General features: G+C 38.4%; 11 protein-coding genes and 1 riboswitch. Of the genes, 7 read left to right on the forward strand and 4 right to left on the reverse strand.

Translation table 11 applies throughout. The features are described 5' to 3' along the window. Positions 1–72: 72 nt before the first annotated feature. Positions 73–186, forward strand: a riboswitch (SAM riboswitch). A gap of 225 nt (positions 187–411) precedes the next feature. The 4 genes from BFL47_RS09020 (at position 412) to BFL47_RS09035 (ending at position 8,831) form a co-directional block, all read left to right on the forward strand. Next, the gene (locus BFL47_RS09020; protein WP_069659457.1) at positions 412–3,531 is read left to right on the forward strand and encodes a SusC/RagA family TonB-linked outer membrane protein; all 3,120 of its coding nucleotides are present in this window, start codon (positions 412–414) and stop codon (positions 3,529–3,531) included. Between the two features lie 10 nt (positions 3,532–3,541). Continuing rightward, positions 3,542–4,981 carry a SusD/RagB family nutrient-binding outer membrane lipoprotein gene (locus BFL47_RS09025; RefSeq protein WP_069659475.1) on the forward strand — a complete coding sequence of 480 codons (1,440 nt, stop codon included), beginning with the start codon at positions 3,542–3,544 and terminating at the stop codon, positions 4,979–4,981. Between the two features lie 10 nt (positions 4,982–4,991). Beyond that, entirely contained in the window at positions 4,992–5,549 is a 558-nt protein-coding gene (locus tag BFL47_RS09030) for a TlpA family protein disulfide reductase (protein WP_069659458.1), read from the forward strand. A 720-nt stretch (positions 5,550–6,269) separates the two neighbouring features. Then, positions 6,270–8,831, forward strand: a complete 2,562-nt coding sequence (locus tag BFL47_RS09035) for a TonB-dependent receptor (RefSeq protein ID WP_069659476.1) — start codon at positions 6,270–6,272, stop codon at positions 8,829–8,831. A 472-nt stretch (positions 8,832–9,303) separates the two neighbouring features. Here the strand turns inward: BFL47_RS09035 and BFL47_RS20225 are convergent, their stop codons facing one another. Then, positions 9,304–9,558: a hypothetical protein gene (locus BFL47_RS20225; protein ID WP_069659459.1), complete on the reverse strand. Its 255-nt coding sequence runs from the start codon at positions 9,556–9,558 to the stop codon at positions 9,304–9,306. A gap of 114 nt (positions 9,559–9,672) precedes the next feature. Here BFL47_RS20225 and BFL47_RS09045 point away from each other — a divergent pair, with 114 nt between their 5' ends. After that, entirely contained in the window at positions 9,673–10,818 is a 1,146-nt protein-coding gene (locus tag BFL47_RS09045; RefSeq protein ID WP_069659460.1) for a methionine aminotransferase, read from the forward strand. 195 nt (positions 10,819–11,013) lie between these two features. Here BFL47_RS09045 and BFL47_RS09050 read toward each other — a convergent pair whose 3' ends face one another. The 3 genes from BFL47_RS09050 to BFL47_RS09060 form a co-directional block, all read right to left on the reverse strand. Continuing rightward, positions 11,014–11,820, reverse strand: coding sequence for a phytanoyl-CoA dioxygenase family protein (locus BFL47_RS09050; RefSeq protein ID WP_069659461.1), 807 nt, complete (start codon positions 11,818–11,820; stop codon positions 11,014–11,016). Between the two features lie 243 nt (positions 11,821–12,063). Next, complete coding sequence (locus BFL47_RS09055) at positions 12,064–12,840, reverse strand: SDR family NAD(P)-dependent oxidoreductase (protein ID WP_069659462.1); 777 nt, start codon at positions 12,838–12,840, stop codon at positions 12,064–12,066. Between the two features lie 421 nt (positions 12,841–13,261). Further along, entirely contained in the window at positions 13,262–14,620 is a 1,359-nt protein-coding gene (locus BFL47_RS09060) for a rhamnogalacturonidase (protein WP_083257089.1), read from the reverse strand. Between the two features lie 519 nt (positions 14,621–15,139). On the opposite strand from BFL47_RS09060, the gene BFL47_RS09065 reads away from it, so the two are divergent. Together BFL47_RS09065 and BFL47_RS19285 are read left to right on the forward strand one after the other, a co-directional pair. After that, positions 15,140–16,261 (forward strand): sensor histidine kinase, encoded by a 1,122-nt coding sequence (locus tag BFL47_RS09065; RefSeq protein ID WP_069659463.1) that lies wholly within the window; start codon positions 15,140–15,142, stop codon positions 16,259–16,261. Between the two features lie 746 nt (positions 16,262–17,007). Continuing rightward, positions 17,008–17,155, forward strand: a 148-nt coding sequence (locus tag BFL47_RS19285) for a DUF2249 domain-containing protein (protein WP_139125796.1), incomplete at its 3' end; no start/stop codon positions are given.

The raw sequence follows: 17,155 nt of genomic DNA on the forward strand, positions 1-17,155 counted from the left end.
ATTCGCACTTGTACTCTATAAAAACAATAGAATATACATACATTTGTCGCATTACAAACACGTTCTTTTAAATACTTATTAAGAAAGACCGAGGGATAAGGCCCGAAGACGTCTTAGCAACCTACGTCTGCAGGCGAAAGGTGCTAAATCCTTTCAGGAATATTAATGCTACTGAAATGATAAGTGAACAGTTTCCCAATATATTAACAAAGAACATTGCTTCATTTCGTTTTCCTCTTCCCATCGTCATTTCTTGATTATTAACAAAAAAAACAATGACACGAAAAACTTTTTCATCTAACTCCCCTATGTATATTCCTATAATGTGCTGTTGTTGCTGTATGCCCTGATCAATCAGATCGCACCCTTCTAACAAGTGTATAATCCAGATCCTATTCAATATATATCCATATGTTTAAAAAATTATTTTTAACAGGTTTTCTTCTGTCCATACTTTTATGTCAATTAAATGCCCAATCCTCAAAGGTCGAGGGTGTAGTGCTCTCTAAATCTGATGGTTTAACGATACCTGGTGTTAGTGTTTCAATTAAAGGAAAGCCCATTGCACTTCAAACCGATGCCAATGGTAAGTTTTCAGTAAATGCTGCAGTAAATGATCTTCTTGTATTTTCTTCTATAGGGTACAACCCACAAGAAGTATTGGTTAAAGCACATTCAAGCAATCTTAAAATTGTATTGGAAGATGCACAGAACTTTTTAAATGAAGTGGTGGTAACTGCCTTAAATATTTCAAAAGAAAAGAAATCGCTAGGTTATTCCATTCAGGAAGTAAAAGGGGCACAAATTGCAGAGGCAAGGGAAAACAATTTTATTAAGGCCTTATCAGGAAAAATTGCCGGTGTACAGGTAACCAATAGCCAGGGTAATATGGGTTCAGCCCGCATCATTATTCGTGGGGAAACTTCAATTGCTGGCAACAACCAGCCTTTGTTTGTGGTCGATGGTGTACCTGTTGATAATTCGCAACAGGGCACAGGAGGCACAAGGGATTGGGCAAATGCTATTGCCGATATCAATTCGGAAGATATAGAATCTGTGAGTGTCTTAAAAGGTCCCAATGCTGCCGCTTTATATGGTTCACGCGCTGCGGCAGGTGTGATATTAATCAAAACCAAAACAGGAAAAGGAAAACAAGGAATAGGCATCACCATTAATTCAAATAATACTTTTGACCAGATTGCGCTGCTGCCAACGTATCAGAATATATACGGACAAGGAGCTGATGGAAACTTTAGCTTTAAAGATGGTAAAGGTGGGGGTGTTAATGATGGTGTAGACGAAAGCTGGGGTCCTAAAATGGACGGTCGCCTAATCCCTCAATTTAACTCCAATGGAGTCCCTGTCCCTTTTATCCCTCACCCAGACAATGTAAAAAGCTTTTTTAAAACTGGGTATTCTCTGAATAATGGGGTAGCTATAGCCAATTCAAGTGATAATTTAGATTACCGTTTCTCTTATAATAACAGCGATCAATCGGGTATTACACCCAACACAGCAGTTGGTAAAAACAGCTTTTCCCTCAATACTTCTTATAAAATCACTCCTGAACTGACACTTACCGCAAATGCAAACTACGTAAGAACCAATACAGATAACCTGCCTAGTGCTGTATTCCGGTCTAATGGGTACATGCTCCAGTTCACTTGGTTCGGCAGGCAGGTAGACGTCTCTCAATTGAAAAAATATAAAGATGATCAGGGAAATAACATAAACTGGAATAACAGTTACTACGCCAATCCTTATTTCATCGCATATGAAAATACGGTAACCCAGTTACGCGATCGTCTTATAGGAAATGTAGGATTGAATTATAAAATCACGAAAAACCTGATCGCTAACTTCCGTACCGGTAATGATTATTATACCGATAGGCGAAAAATCAGAATTGCTTACGGTACCAGCGGAACGCCGAATGGGTCGTATGAAGAAGATGCCTATACCGTCAATGAAAACAATACAGAGTTCACATTAAACTTTAACAAAAAGCTCTCCGGCGACTTTGCCCTGGATATCCTTGGCGGTGGAAACATCCGAAGCCAATCCTTTCAGCGTAATAACCAAAAGGCTCCCCGTCTGGCTATTCCAGATGTGTATACCTTAACGAACTCCAGAGATGCACTCATTTCTTCAGGAACCTCTACATCTTTAAAAAATTACAGTCTGTTTTCTTCTGCTCAGCTTGGTTTTCGTAATTATGCTTTCCTAAACTTAACTGCCCGTAATGACTGGTCTTCTACCCTTCCGATTGATCACCTTTCCTATTTTTACCCATCCGTAAATGCCAGTCTGGTGCTTACCGATGCCTTGAACATTCAAAGCAATATACTTACTTATGCCAAAATACGCGGAGGCTGGTCTAAAGTAGGGAAAGATACAGATCCCTATAACCTGATTGACGCTTACGGCTTTAGTGCTCCTTTTAATGGAAATCCGCAGCTGACGTCTAATGGGATAAAAAAGAACCCTGATCTAAAACCGGAAACCACTACCTCTTCCGAGCTGGGTACTGAACTTGGATTTTTTAAGAACCGCTTGAAACTGGACTTCAGTTATTATGACATCAACAGCAGCGATCAGATCTTAAGCATTGATGTGAGTCCTACAACTGGTTACAATAAACAATTAGTGAACGCCGGAAAAATCAATAATAAGGGAGTTGAATTGCAGGTAGGCATCAACCCTATAAAAACGAAGGACTTCAGCTGGGATATAGATTTCAACTTTTCCAGAAACCGCAGTAAGGTTGTGGAACTTGACAAAGCAGGCTTCCTGACCAGTTATACGATTGGAACAAGCGGAACCGCTCAGGTACTGGCAACCGTTGGTCAACCTTACGGAACCTTATTTGGAACAGCCTACCTGAAAGATGCAAATGGAAATACAGTAGTCAATGCAGATGGAACCCCTGCAACAGACCCTTCTTATCATATTTTAGGGAAATATACACCAGATTGGTTAGGCGGTATAACGAACCGTTTTGGATATAAAGATTTTGACCTGAGCTTCCTGATCGACGTACGTCATGGAGGAGAAATTTACTCCAGCACAAATGCTACCGGTAAATACACCGGTATATTGGAATCCACTTTACAAGGCAGAGATGCAGAGCATGGAGGATTAACCTACACGACAGACGATAGAATAACACATGATGATGGAATTATAGTGGATGGCGTAACTGCAAGTGGCCAAAAAAACACCCAAATAGTATCCGCACAAAGCTATTACAAAGCACTATATAGCATTAATGAGTCAAATACTTACGATGCCTCTTATGTCAAATTAAGAGAAGTAAAACTCGGTTATGCGTTACCTAAAAAGCTAATCAGCAAGGTAGGGTTATATGGAGCCACCTTTTCACTGGTTGGTAGGAACCTGTGGATCATCCATAAAAACGCCCCGAATATAGATCCCGAAACAGCTTCAAGCGCTGGCAATTTTCAGGGAGTTGAATCACTGACATTACCTACAACACGCAGTTTTGGTTTTAACCTTAACCTTAAATTTTAAAGAATCTACTATGAACCGAAATATATTTCTTCTCAGCATATTCATTACAACATTAGCTGGTTTCAGTGGATGTAAAGATGAACTTTCCGATATCAATAAGAATCCAAATGAAGCAACTGTACCTCAGCCGGCTTATTTGCTCACCAGTACAATAAGAACGGCTTCAGATCAATATTGGGGGGTAACCAATAATATGGGGTCAAGCCTTCTTTTTGTTCAGCATTGGGCCATGGTGCAATATACTGATCCCGACCGCTATGTTTTTACCCCCAATAGTTTCACTAGCGGCTGGTCCAGCTGGTACGCAACCTGTATTGCACAGTTAAAAACCATTAATTCGCTTGGTGAGGCTTCTGGAAACAACAATTATCAAGGAGTTTCACTGGTACTCCAGGCATGGGTCTATTCCTTGCTGACCGAAACCTATGGAGACATTCCCTATTCTCAAGCCAATTCCATCACGGAGTACCTTACGCCTGTTTATGATAGCCAGGAAGATGTCTATAAGGGCTTATTGAATGATTTAAAACAAGCTCAAACCTTACTGAAGGTCGACGGACCGGCTATTAGCGGAGATGTTATTTATAACGGAAATATCTTAAATTGGAAGAAGCTTGCCAATTCTCTCCGCTTACGTCTTGCCCTGCGTATTGCAGACCGCCTTCCAGCAACCACTCAAACTGTCATTAATGAAATCCAACAGGAAGGAAGTGGTTATATTTCTTCAAATGCCGAAAACGCTAAACTGGACTATCAGGACGCTCCTTACCAAAACCCGGTATATCTTTCCTTTTTCACAAGGCAGGATTACAGAATCAGTAAAACCATAGTGGACAAGCTGTTCGAGTTGAATGACCCCCGGCTTCCTGTTTATGCCACTCCAACAACAATTCCGAGTACCCAATTATACATAGGTCTTTCCAATGGGCTTACTACAAGTGAGGCCAGTAATATTGGTTTTGACAATGTATCATTGCCTGGAGCATATTTCAGAGCAGTAAAAGCTCCTTCTGTCATTATTAGTAATGCCGAAGTATTGTTCTTTTTAGCTGAAGCCTCCAGTCGCGGTTTTATTCAGGATGATGCAGCTACATTATATAAAAATGCAATTCGCGCCTCGTTAGGACAATATGGAATAGGTACGGTTGCTACCGAACAATACATCAATCAGCCCAGCATAACATTCGATCCCATAAACTATAAAAAGTCAATTGGTGAACAAAAATGGATTGCTCTCTTTGGACAGGGACTTGAGGCCTTTTCTGAATGGCGCCGTTTAGACTATCCACAATTAGTTCCTGCTAAAACAGGTGTGCTGGGCGGGAAGATTCCAGTACGTTTTCTTTATCCCGGAACAGAACAATCTCTAAACGGAGTTAACTATAAAGCCGCTGTGTCCCATCAAGGTGTAGATGCATTAACTACAAAACTTTGGTTTGACGTAAATTAATATAACAGCTATGAAAAAACTAATTTTAGTACTAGTGGTATTTGCCACTTTCCATTCCAGTGTTTCCTTTGCACAGACTGATCAGAATACTGATGACAGGGGCTATCTGGTAAAAGTTGGCGATCAGGCTCCCGATGATTTTGAATTAATCTTAACTGATGGGACAAAAACAAACCTGAAAAGTCTACGTGGAAAAGTAGTTGTTCTTCAATTTACAGCCAGCTGGTGCAGCGTTTGCCGCGAAGAAATGCCTTATTTGGAAAAAGAAGTATGGCAGGCAAACAAAGATAATGGACTTGTTCTGATTGGTGTTGACCGGGATGAACCATTAAACAAAGTGCAGAAGTTTAAACAGGACATGAAAATATCCTATCCTTTGGCACTTGATCCTGGAGCGGATATCTTTGGCCGTTTTGCCCATAAAAAGAGTGGAGTAACTCGCAACGTAGTGATTGATCGAAATGGGAAAATCGTATTCCTAACCCGCTTATACGCTCCAGCAGAATTCAATCAAATGGTCAGTTTTATCAATAACCTGGTACAGCCCAATAGCGCAAAGGCTAACTAAGCCGATTATAAATTGACCAAAATATAAATAAACAATAATCATCAGCTAAAATGAATAATGACCCTGGAAGCATACCATTGAATCCAACTCCTCTTATCTTGGATTCTTTTGTTCTTTACAGTCTTTATTTCACTGATGATTATTGTTTTATTTATAACTCCTATTTCAGAAAAGCTAATTTACTTTAATAAAAGCAGTCATTACCTTTTTACATCTATTTTGATGTTAGTATATATTAGCCTGGACCTGTTTTTATTTCATGTTATCCCCCTTAAAATCATTAACCCAAAATAGAGAAAACAATAGTTCAATATACCTGTTGAAACAAAATCTACAATTTCTATAGATTTAATTTGTAATATTTAAAAGATTACTATATTTGCTGAAGAATCACCCGTTTCAAAACATTAAAAGACTGTTTACAACATTAAATCAAATGATAAAAGATTTACATTTTCTTATAATAAAAACAGAAACACCTAGAGAAGAAATACACCCACATTTAGACTGCTGCTGTTGTTGTTGATGCAGCGCACTCTAGTTGCCACCCGGCAATTATGCCCTCAAATCCCAGGCAAAGCTCATAAATCCCTATTGAAATTTTAAAACAGCTATACAAGATTGCTCTGAAATATGCCTGGCAATAATCATTGCCTAAATAAAATCAAATCTATGCGCATAAACCATACTGTAAAATGCGCACAACCAAATTTCAAAATCATGAAAAAAAGTTTACTTATTCTCTTTTCAGTTTTACTCACGATAGGCTATGCCTCTGCCCAAAACGTAGTAACTGGAATAATAAAGAATGCTAAAGGCGTTCCTGTTCCAAATGCTACTTTGCTGATAAGAGGTACTAACATATCTGTGAGTGCAGATGAAAACGGCTCTTTCCGTATTATTTCAAAGCAAGAGCCTCCATTCTATATTCGGGTTAGTTCAGTCGGTTATAAACCACAGGACTTTCAGATTCTTAAACTTCAGGATACACCTTTAGAACTGGTTCTGATAGAAAATTCGGAACTTGATGAAATTGTTGTCACCTCAAGAAGACGCTCAGAGGCCCTACAAGACGTACCTATTCCAATTTCGGTGGTCGGTGGTACCAAGCTTGATGAATCTGGTGCTTTCAATGTAAACAGGGTAAAAGAACTTGTTCCTTCGGTTCAGTTCTATTCCTCCAACCCCCGCAATACCACTTTAAATATCCGTGGATTGGGTTCTACGTTCGGACTAACCAATGATGGGATCGATCAGGGCGTAGGTTTCTACGTAGACGGGGTATATTATGCACGTCCTGCCGCAGGTACATTAGATTTTATTGATGTAGAGCGAATTGAGGTTCTGCGAGGACCCCAAGGAACATTATTCGGTAAAAACACCAGTTCTGGTGCCATCAATATAATTACCCGAAAAGCAAGCTTTACGCCGAGTGCCAGTTTCGAAACTAGCTTTGGTAATATTGGATATATTCAGGCAAAGGCCTCAATTACAGGTCCTTTGAGTAAAAATTTTGCCGGCCGTTTATCTTTTTCAGGTACACAGCGTGATGGTGTAATTGAAAACATACGCACACTTAAAAACGTTAATGATATTAATAACCTTGGAGTTCGGGGACAATTATTGTACCAGCCTAACAATAATTTATCTATAACGCTTGCAGGGGACAATTCACGCCAACGTCCGAATGGCTATGCCCAGGTAGTGGCAGGAGTTGTGACCACGCTCCGACCTGCTTATCGCCAGTTCAATGCAATCATTGCTGATCTTGGTTATTCATTGCCAAGCCAGAACGCCTTCGACCGGAAAATAGATCATGATACTCCCTGGAATTCTGATAATGATTTAGGCGGCTTATCACTAAATGCCGATTTAAAAATAGGACCCGGAACGCTGACTTCAACTACAGCATATCGCTACTGGAAATGGAGCCCATCTAACGACAGGGACTTTACGGGTTTGCAATCTTTAGCAAAATCGAACAATTACTCTAAACACCATAACTGGTCACAAGAAATTCGTTATGCTGGAGAGCTTTCTGAGAAATTGAGCGGTGTTGTAGGTCTGTTTTATATCAATCAGGAAGTTCAGACTGATCCGGTAGCGATTGAAGAATCAGGATCTGCCACATGGCGCTTTTCACAAAGCACAACCAGTGCATTATGGAAAACACCAGGACTCTTTGAAGGATTCGGAGTAGAAAATAAATTCTCGATCAAATCTTCAAGTGCAGCAGTTTTCGCCAACATAGATTACGAAATTGTAACCGGTTTACACATATTGCCAGGTATTCGTTTCAATTATGATAAGAAAGATGTATCATACGGCAGAACTACCTATGGAGGCCTTCAAACCACTGATCCGGCGCTGCTAGCCTTGAAAGCTCTGGTTTATACCAATCAGTCTTACGTAGCAGATGCCAATGAGAAAAATTTTACTTATTCACTTACTACTTCCTACAGACCAAATAAGCGTTTAAATGCATTTGCTACCTATTCAACCAGTTTCAAACCTATTGGAGTGAATGTATCGGGACTACCAACAGTTAATGGAGAAGCAGCAACTGATTTGGCAGTGATCAAACCTGAGGATACAAAACATTATGAACTCGGTGTTAAATCTACGCCATTTACTAATTTTACGCTAAACGTTACCTTACATAACTCAGATATAAAGAACTACCAAACAAATGTGCAATCAGCTGAAATAGGAGTGAATCGCGGCTACCTGGCTAACGCAGAAAAGGTACGTGTACGTGGTGCTGAGGTTGATGCCAATTTCAGAGCAAGCCAATATTTCTCATTCACCGGAGCTGGTGCTTATACCGATGCAAAGTATGTTAAATTTACCAATGCTCCACTTCCGCTTGAAGAAACAGGTTTGACAGAAAATGGTGTGCAGGTTGCATTTAAGGACATTTCAGGTGGAGAACTTCCTGGTGTCTCAAAATGGGCAGGATCATTAGGTGGTGAATTTGCTATCCCTGCTAAGTTTTTCAATAAAGAATCGAAATTCTTCACAGCACTGGACGGATCTTACCGCTCCAAGTTCTCTTCTAGTCCCTCTCCTTCAGCCTTTTTGAATGTGGATGGTTATACATTAATCAACGGACGAATTGGCTATAAAACTATCTCAGGATTATCTGCTTATATATGGGGCCGTAATTTGTTGAATAAAGATTATTTTGAACAGTTATTACCTGCTGGAGGTAATGCAGGGCATTATGCAGCTGTACTAGGAGACCAAAGAACTTATGGTGCAACATTGCGTTATACTTTCTAAACTCATACCTATCTTGAGGTCATAAAGAGACCTTTATACCAAATTAAATAACAAGGCAGGATGCGGTTAACCGCATCCTGCCTTGTTATTTAAATACCCGAAATAATAACATATAAGGTAAACCACAATATCCCTTTAAACGCTAGCTTGAGACAAAGATTCCCTTATAAAACAGGAAGAAGTGGTGTACCATTAACTAAACCCTAATTGCTATACTTAAGTTATTGAATGTAAATACAAACTAGTAAGAATCCAATTAAAGTCCGACGTAAACTAGCTAAAGTCGGACTCATTCTGGATTCTTATTGCATTCTTATTAGAATCATTAACTAAAACATTACACTTTCGAACATGGAAAGCTCTTTAAAATCCAGTATTCAGGTTCATTTTTGAAGTAAGAAATATAAGTACATTTTAGGTTTAACAGATCAGTAATATAAATACTATTGACCGAAGATTAAAAATACAATGATTAAAGTAATGGAAACATTAAAAAGCGGTGCAAGTAAAAATGCATACAGGGGTTTGCAACTGTTTTTGTTGAGCAGATCAGAGAAGCGCATGCTCCGGTCACTTCCTGTGGAAAGTTAAAGTACTGGGCAATATAAGGCATGAAGATCATCATCAGATTAGCCGTGATCAGTACCATAGATATGACATAAGAAACCTCACTAATAGAAACCGCAATAGAAATCATCATGATCAGTTCGTCATCAACCTTTAACATCCGGCAAAGCCAGAAAGCAAAGCACTACCCAGATTCCGGTCAATAAACAGTATCTTGAACTGGTGTTTATAAAAGCAAAACACGAACAAGATCAGTCATCAAATTTTTAAATCCATGCTGCAATTACCTGAAAAATACTCAAATGTAGGTACCACTATTTTTACTGTTATGTCGGCATTGGCGCAGAAGTATAGTGCCATCAATCTTTCGCAAGGATTTCCTGATTTTGGCGTTGATCCTAATCTTGGAAACTTACTTTTGGAGGCAAGTGAACAAGGGTTTAATCAATATGCTCCGATGGCGGGCTTGCTAAGTCTAAGACAAGAGATTGCCAGACATCTTTTTGAAAGTCAAAACGTTCAGGTAAATGCAGATACTGAAATCACCATAACACCAGGTGCTACTTACGCAATCTATACGGCGTTTGCAGCCGTATTACAGCCCGGAGATGAAGTAATTGTATTTGAACCGGCCTACGATAGTTACATTCCCAATATCGAAATGAATGGAGCAAAAGCAATTACCATTACACTCTCCGCTCCGTCTTTTTCTATAGATTGGAATCAGGTTAAAGATCGTATAAACACTAAAACGAAAGCGATAATTCTAACTACACCACATAATCCTACTGGTACAATTTTAAGCCAGCAGGATTGGGACTTGCTTGCAGAAATAGTTAGAGATACTCAGATTGTAATTTTATCGGATGAAGTATATGAGCAACTCGTTTATGATGGTAAGAAACACATTAGTATATTAAGACACCCAGAACTTAGGTTGCGAAGCTTCGTCTTATATTCATTTGGCAAGGCATTGCATATTACCGGATGGAAGGTTGGCTATTGTATAGCATCTCCAACTCTTACTGAAGCATTTCGTAAAATACACCAGTTTTTATCTTTCTCTGTAAATACACCAGCTCAATATGCTTTATCAAAGTACCTTCAGCTTCCTTTGCATCAACCTGTGAGTGTATTTATGCAGAAAAAGCGAGACCTTTTTCTATCCATATTAAAAGACACACCGTTTACCATTTATGAACCATCGGCAGGAAGTTATTTTCAGTTGGCAGGTTACGACCAGATAAGCAGCCTGCCGGAGCATGAATTTGCAGTATGGCTTACTAAACACTATGGGGTTGCCACGATTCCTCTGAGTGCTTTTTATAGAGACAAAAAAGAAAATAAACTGATCAGGTTTTGTTTTGCAAAAAAAGAAGAGACCTTAAGATCGGCAGCTATACAGTTACAAAAGCTTTGAAGTTCGGATTATGAGAGGTCAGTAGCCATTAATAATAGCCTGTCATGCTATAGTTATCCGTTTTACAAAAGCTATAATGCTTTTGTAAAACGGATAAGATTTTGCCGGTATACCTTTTTAAAATACACAATCACTTGATCTAATCGACCTGATTTTAGGAGATAATGAATAACAAGCATAAACAGCATCCCCCCCTTATTTAACCAGTCCTGCAAAGCGCTGATAGAAAACCGTTGGACTGTTTTCATTTTTAGGAGTGTATTTTCCGGCAATAATAGGAATATAAATTACCCTTCTGCGGCTCTCCTCTCCTGTTACGGCTGATTGGGCTACGCGGTGCCACAACCTTCCGTCATGTACTGTCAGATCACCAGCTCCTGGAATAACAGATACTTCATTTGGATCGGCCAGATGATCCAGGAAATACTTCTTGCGGAACAACATCTGGTAAACACTTTGTTTATGAGTCCCCGGGATTATTTTTAAGCCTCCATTTTCAGGCTTTAATGTACTCAGATGGATGCCTACATTTAACATAGGGTTTAATCTTTGACCATAAAAAACATCGCGTAGTCCATCGGTATGCCATCCCATTTTGGTGAATTTACTATCAGGGCCGTTGACATAATGATTCAATACCATGCCGTCTTTTTCATTTTCACCCAATCGTGCATTATCGCCTGCCAGTTCAAGCAATGCTTTTAGTCGCGGATCAAGTAACAAGCCACTTAAAACAGGATGATGTTGATTTATAAAAGCGAACCGCTGAACAAGTGCTGAACCATCGAGATTGCGGCCATACTTAACAGGGACACCGTTTACTTTTTTAATATCAGCTTCTATCCACTTCTTCTGCACTTCCAGAGATGCACCCACAATGGAATGAACCGTTTTTGGGGTAGCAAAATTCTTAAAATGAATGAACCCATGCGTGTTAAAAAAATCTTTCTGCTCTGCAGTTAAAGTATCTGTTAATGTAAATTTTTGATATGAGGATGTCATAGCTGTATCTTAAAAAAAGAAATTGCGAAAATGAACTGTTTATGATCAGGAGCCTGACCTAGTGGATTAGCAACAACAGCAACTACACCTCTCACTTACTAAATGAGCATGTTGTCTTAATACAGGAGAAGAATAAATTTGAGTATTTACTAGTAACATATCCTATAAAATTGGTATTCTATTACACAAGTATACTAAAACTTTTGTTTGTTTGAACAACAATCAGAAAATAATTATTTTATTTTAAAGTTTATAAATCCCAGCAGCGATCTTTTCAATTAAAGACTTTGGGAAAAAACGACTACCATAGGCCGAAATCATATTTGTTATACCTGGAATAATCTCCGATTTCTTATTAAACAGGCCTTTAACGGCTGTAGCGGCTACCTGATCGGGATTCATATTAAATTTTTGAGCCACTTGACTTAAGCCATTTAACCCTGCCCTTTCGGCAAAACCTGTGTTTACAGGTCCGGGACACAAGCATGATACTGAAACCGAAGAGTTCTTAAGCTCAAACCTCAGTGCACGGGTAAAAGAGAGTATAAAAGCTTTGGAAGCTGCATATAATGCAAGCGTGGGTACTGCCTGATAAGCAGCTGTACTTGAAACATTTAAAATATAGGACTCTTTTTGAGCCTTTAAAAGTGGTAAAATATAGTATGTCAGTTCTACGACTGTCGTAATATTCAACTGTAGCATATTTAGCTGCTGATCTTTAGATAGATGCTCAAATTCTCCCCAAAGCCCATAGCCAGCGTTGTTTACCAGAATTGAAACAGGATAGGAATTCCGATCAACCCATTCCTTAACCTGTAATGCTGATGCGGGATCACTAAGGTCAAGTGTCAAAATTTCAACCCCAATGTCAAACTTAATGACTAAATCATTTTTAATGGCTAGTAAGTCATCTTCTGAGCGGGCTACCAGCAGCAGATTATATTTTCGGCTTGCAAGAATATAAGCGATAGACTTTCCTATTCCTTTACTGGCTCCAGTAATCAGTGCATATGTGCTCATAAATTAGGGTTAAGGTATTGTTTATTAAAAGTAGTGAATAATATTTAAGCAATCGCTTTATGCACATCTTACGAAAACTGCGTGTAATCATTGATATGGCTACGTAGCAACCTAACAATGCCAGTCATGCATTGGCGAAACTATCAACCAATTTAATGGTAGCTATGAAAATAGATGTAACCTGTATATTCGATATTACTGTCAAAGATTGACTTAACGTTTTAGTAAAATCGGGACGAGAACTTTCGGATTGAAACGTTAACTTTTTTCTATCAACCAAGGGTAATATCAACAAGTATGGGCCAATGCTTCAGATAATTTTTAACGGTTCTCTTAAAAAAATAGAAGATAACTCCAAAAAAAAAGCAAGCTGAGATAAGTTTATATTTCTTTCAGCTTGCTTTTTTTGATAAGTTGTTTCTTAGAACAGTTTTTTCTTATTAACGATTACGTTCTTCAATTTAAAATTTTCTATTATCGAGGCGTCTACTTCAAGAAAATGCTTAGCTGTTACTTCAATATTTTCAAATCTGAAATCTGACAACTTAGATTTGTAACCCTGAGTATTACTATTCTTATCTGCAATTCCTACGTTGAAAAAGTTATCACAATTCAGTTTGATATTACGCATGGTTATATTGCTGGCATAAGACGTACCTGATATCTGTTCCCCTTTGAGGTCAAAAAATTGTGTCCAGGGCCGTATGAATATGAAGTTGCCTATGTCACTGCCTTGTATATCTTCCACCAGAACGTATTCATAGTTCTGTGGCGTGTCAGCACGCATTTTCAACCAAAGCAAACGCTCTGCATGGTTTATCTTGATACGCCGCAAAATAATATTGCGGTTATGGATAGACTCACTTCCGAAGGTTAATGCGCCATGGCAGAATCCATAAGTGCAGTCTTCAATAATGATGTTTTGATTGCCTCCGTTATTTGGATCCTTGTCGGCATGTGGACCTTTACCTCCTTTCAGAGCTACGGCGTCATCATTTACAGACATATAGCAGTTCTTGATAAGAACGTTTTCACAGCCATCTATATCTACTGCATCGGTGCTAGGAGCTTTTACAGGCTTTTCCGGAGAGTATATGTAGAGGTCGAGAAGCTTTACGTTTTCGCATTTATATAGGTGAGTCGTCCAGAAAGGCGAGTTTATTAATTTCACGCCTGAAAGCTGGACATTCCTGCTGTTGGAGATGAATAACAGCCTCGGCCTCATTTCATCCATATTGGTGGTGTTTGGATTGAATGCACGCCTTAGCCAAAATGATTTCCAGTAACGAAGTCCGTTGCCGTCGATGGTTCCTTTACCGGAAATTGTAAATCCGTCAAGACCATCGGCATTAACCAGAGCAGCAAAATATTTCAGTGTTTGTCCCTCCATACGTGTCATTACCAAGGGAAAGTTGCTAATGTCGTCACTGCCTTTTAACTTACCGCCTTCTTCCAAATACAGGTGCGTGCCCTTTTTGAAAAACAACGAGCCACTCAGGAAAGTTCCTTTGGGAATAACTACAACGCCACCGCCGTTATCATGGGCTTTATCTATAACAGCCTGTAGAAATTTTGTCTGTATGACTGTACTGTCGTTTGTTAGGTTATAGTCTGTAATACGATACTGTTTTCCCAGTTTACTGATATCGGTAGGTTTGTTTTGGCGAAACCAGTCTGGTATTGGCGTTCCATCCGGAAATACTTCTTTTGCAAAGGAAGTAAGATTCAGTGTAATGGCAAACATGAATAGCAAGGCGATCCTGATTTTTTGTGTAGTCATTGAATATCTTTTTTCTTGGTTTAAATTGGTAGAGGAACGTTTTAGAAATTGCGCTTTCATCAATTTATTGGGCAAATCTAATAAATCGCCGATCATCAGCCTACTCTTTAATCAATTCATCAGACGATCATGTGTAATAATACCGTTGCTGTTAATTAAGTGTCCATACTTAACCGGGGAAGGTTGAAGCAAAAACAATCATGAAGGAAGGAAAATTGCTTATGCTGCTTTTAATACCAGAGACATTGATTCCCATACATTAATCCTTCATTTGCAAATGATAGCTATCCAACAAATGTGAGGATAAGATGATCTTAAACTGCAGTATTTAGCAAGTTTTCTCCTTTAATCTTTTTAGCAAAACAAAGTTAGAATTGGCTTCAAATCAGCTGAAGGACGGTTATGAATTAAAAGGATTGAGTCCCGCAATTAAAAGATAAGAAGCACTAAACATTTTTTATCTAATTACTCATCATAGAATAGATTACTTTTGTACCATCATATTTTACTGCTGACTCAATGGATAATAATAATACTGACAGAGATACGCTTCCCAAAGACAACCTTATATCTGAATATAGCGAGCTCTTTCAAGCTATTGATGTCGCCACAATTGCGCTAGATTCTGCAAATGTAGGTATATGGATTATTGAAGTTGAATCAAGAAAATTCTCACCATCAAAACGCACCAAAGAACTATTCGGTTATTATCCCGAAAATGAAATGTCTTTTGAGGAAGCACTATTACAAATTACTGAGAAACATAGAGCAAATGTGAACAAAGCGATAGAAATATCCTTTAAAAAACATTCTTATTTATTTATTGAGTTCCCCGTCATTGGTTTTCATGACAATGAAAATAGATGGCTAAGCCTGACAGGTGGCTTTAATAGTTCTAATGTTGGTAACAACTATTTTTCAGGAATAGTAATTGACATTACCGAACAAAAACAAAATAATTTAAGGAGAAGTAAGTTTATTGGCATGGTCAGTCATGAACTAAAAACACCACTTACCGCTTTAAATGCCTATATTCAAATGCTGAATACCTGGGCCACTAAGCAGAAAGATAGTTTTGCTATTGGTACCATGTCAAAAGTCGATAGGCAGGTTAAGAAAATGATCAATATGATTAACAACCTGCTTAATTTATCTGGAGCCGAAGCTGGTAAGATCCACCTTAATAAGCAAGCCTTTAAGTTGAATGAGCTTATCAAAGAGGTCATTGACGAAACTCTATTTATGACATCTTCCCATAAAATCCACATGGTGCCCTGCGAAATGATTAATGTAGTCGCTGACCGTGATAAGATAGACCAGGTGCTTGTAAACCTGCTAAGCAATGCAGCCAAATATTCCGAAAAAGGTACTTCTATTCAAATCGCTTGCGCATTGAAGGATAATTGTGTTGAGTTGAGCGTTATCGACCAAGGTTTAGGGATAGCACAGCAAGATATTGATAAGCTTTTCCTCCCCCATTATCGCGTAGAAAGTAAAGAGACTGAACGGATTCCTGGATTCGGTATTGGCTTGTATTTATGTGCCGAAATCGTTAAAAAGCACAAAGGCAATATATGTGTAGAAAGTGAACTTGGAAAAGGAAGCACCTTTAAGTTCACACTTCCTGTAAACTTAATCTGATTGCTGGTAAAAACAAAAGAAGGATTTACCCCTATAATAAAAAACAATCTACAAATTAAGGATATCCTTCGGATGTAAGGATAAGATGTCCCCAAAGCCAAGTATGGCTGGAGCTACCTTTTCTATCTATCAGATTAACAACAAGTAGTGCATAAAAAAAACATAGGAAAAGCTATTCCTATAGTTTTCTCAGATCAATTATTCTTGCCGCAGATGGATAAATCAAATTTACTGATGATTTAAAGAAGATTGCTAATCTGGATCTTGCGATGAAGGAGCATTCAACTAATCGTTTTTAATTTTAATTAACGTTGGCTAAAAATGCAGCAAGAATTCTATGAATAGTTGGTGATAATTGCGATTAATATAGACACATTTGAAAAACATCCAAACATAGTGGTATGTTTCTATTAATGGAATGCCTTTACAATATATGGTACAGATTTAAATTCCCAATATTTTAACCAAATAAAGTGTTTTTTTAACTCAAGGAAGTTCAGTTATTGAATTATCTTGCGATGTCTCGCTTTCCGGGTCTGGACAACCTGTTTTATAATATGTAATAAACTCAAAAAATGTAGTGGTTTCTTTAGATCGTAATTAACTAATGAGGGTGTGGTATAGCTTTACTGCTCCTTTTTTTTTCATGAAAATTACCAAACTTATCTGACAAATGTAAATTAATCACAATAAAAGTAAGTTAATACTTTTATTAATTACCTTTGGATATTAAAACACATATAATCATGGAAACACTGGAAACCAATTACATCAACGTCCCTCTTATCGAACCTAAATTGAAGCATCCAACTATTTTCAAGGTGTTTGATAGTCTGTTAGGGGGTGAAAGTTTAACCATTCATAACGACCACGACCCCAAACCGGTGTATTATC

It is taken from the genome of Arcticibacter eurypsychrophilus (assembly GCF_001730525.1).
Taxonomy (GTDB): Bacteria; Bacteroidota; Bacteroidia; order Sphingobacteriales; family Sphingobacteriaceae; genus Arcticibacter; species Arcticibacter eurypsychrophilus.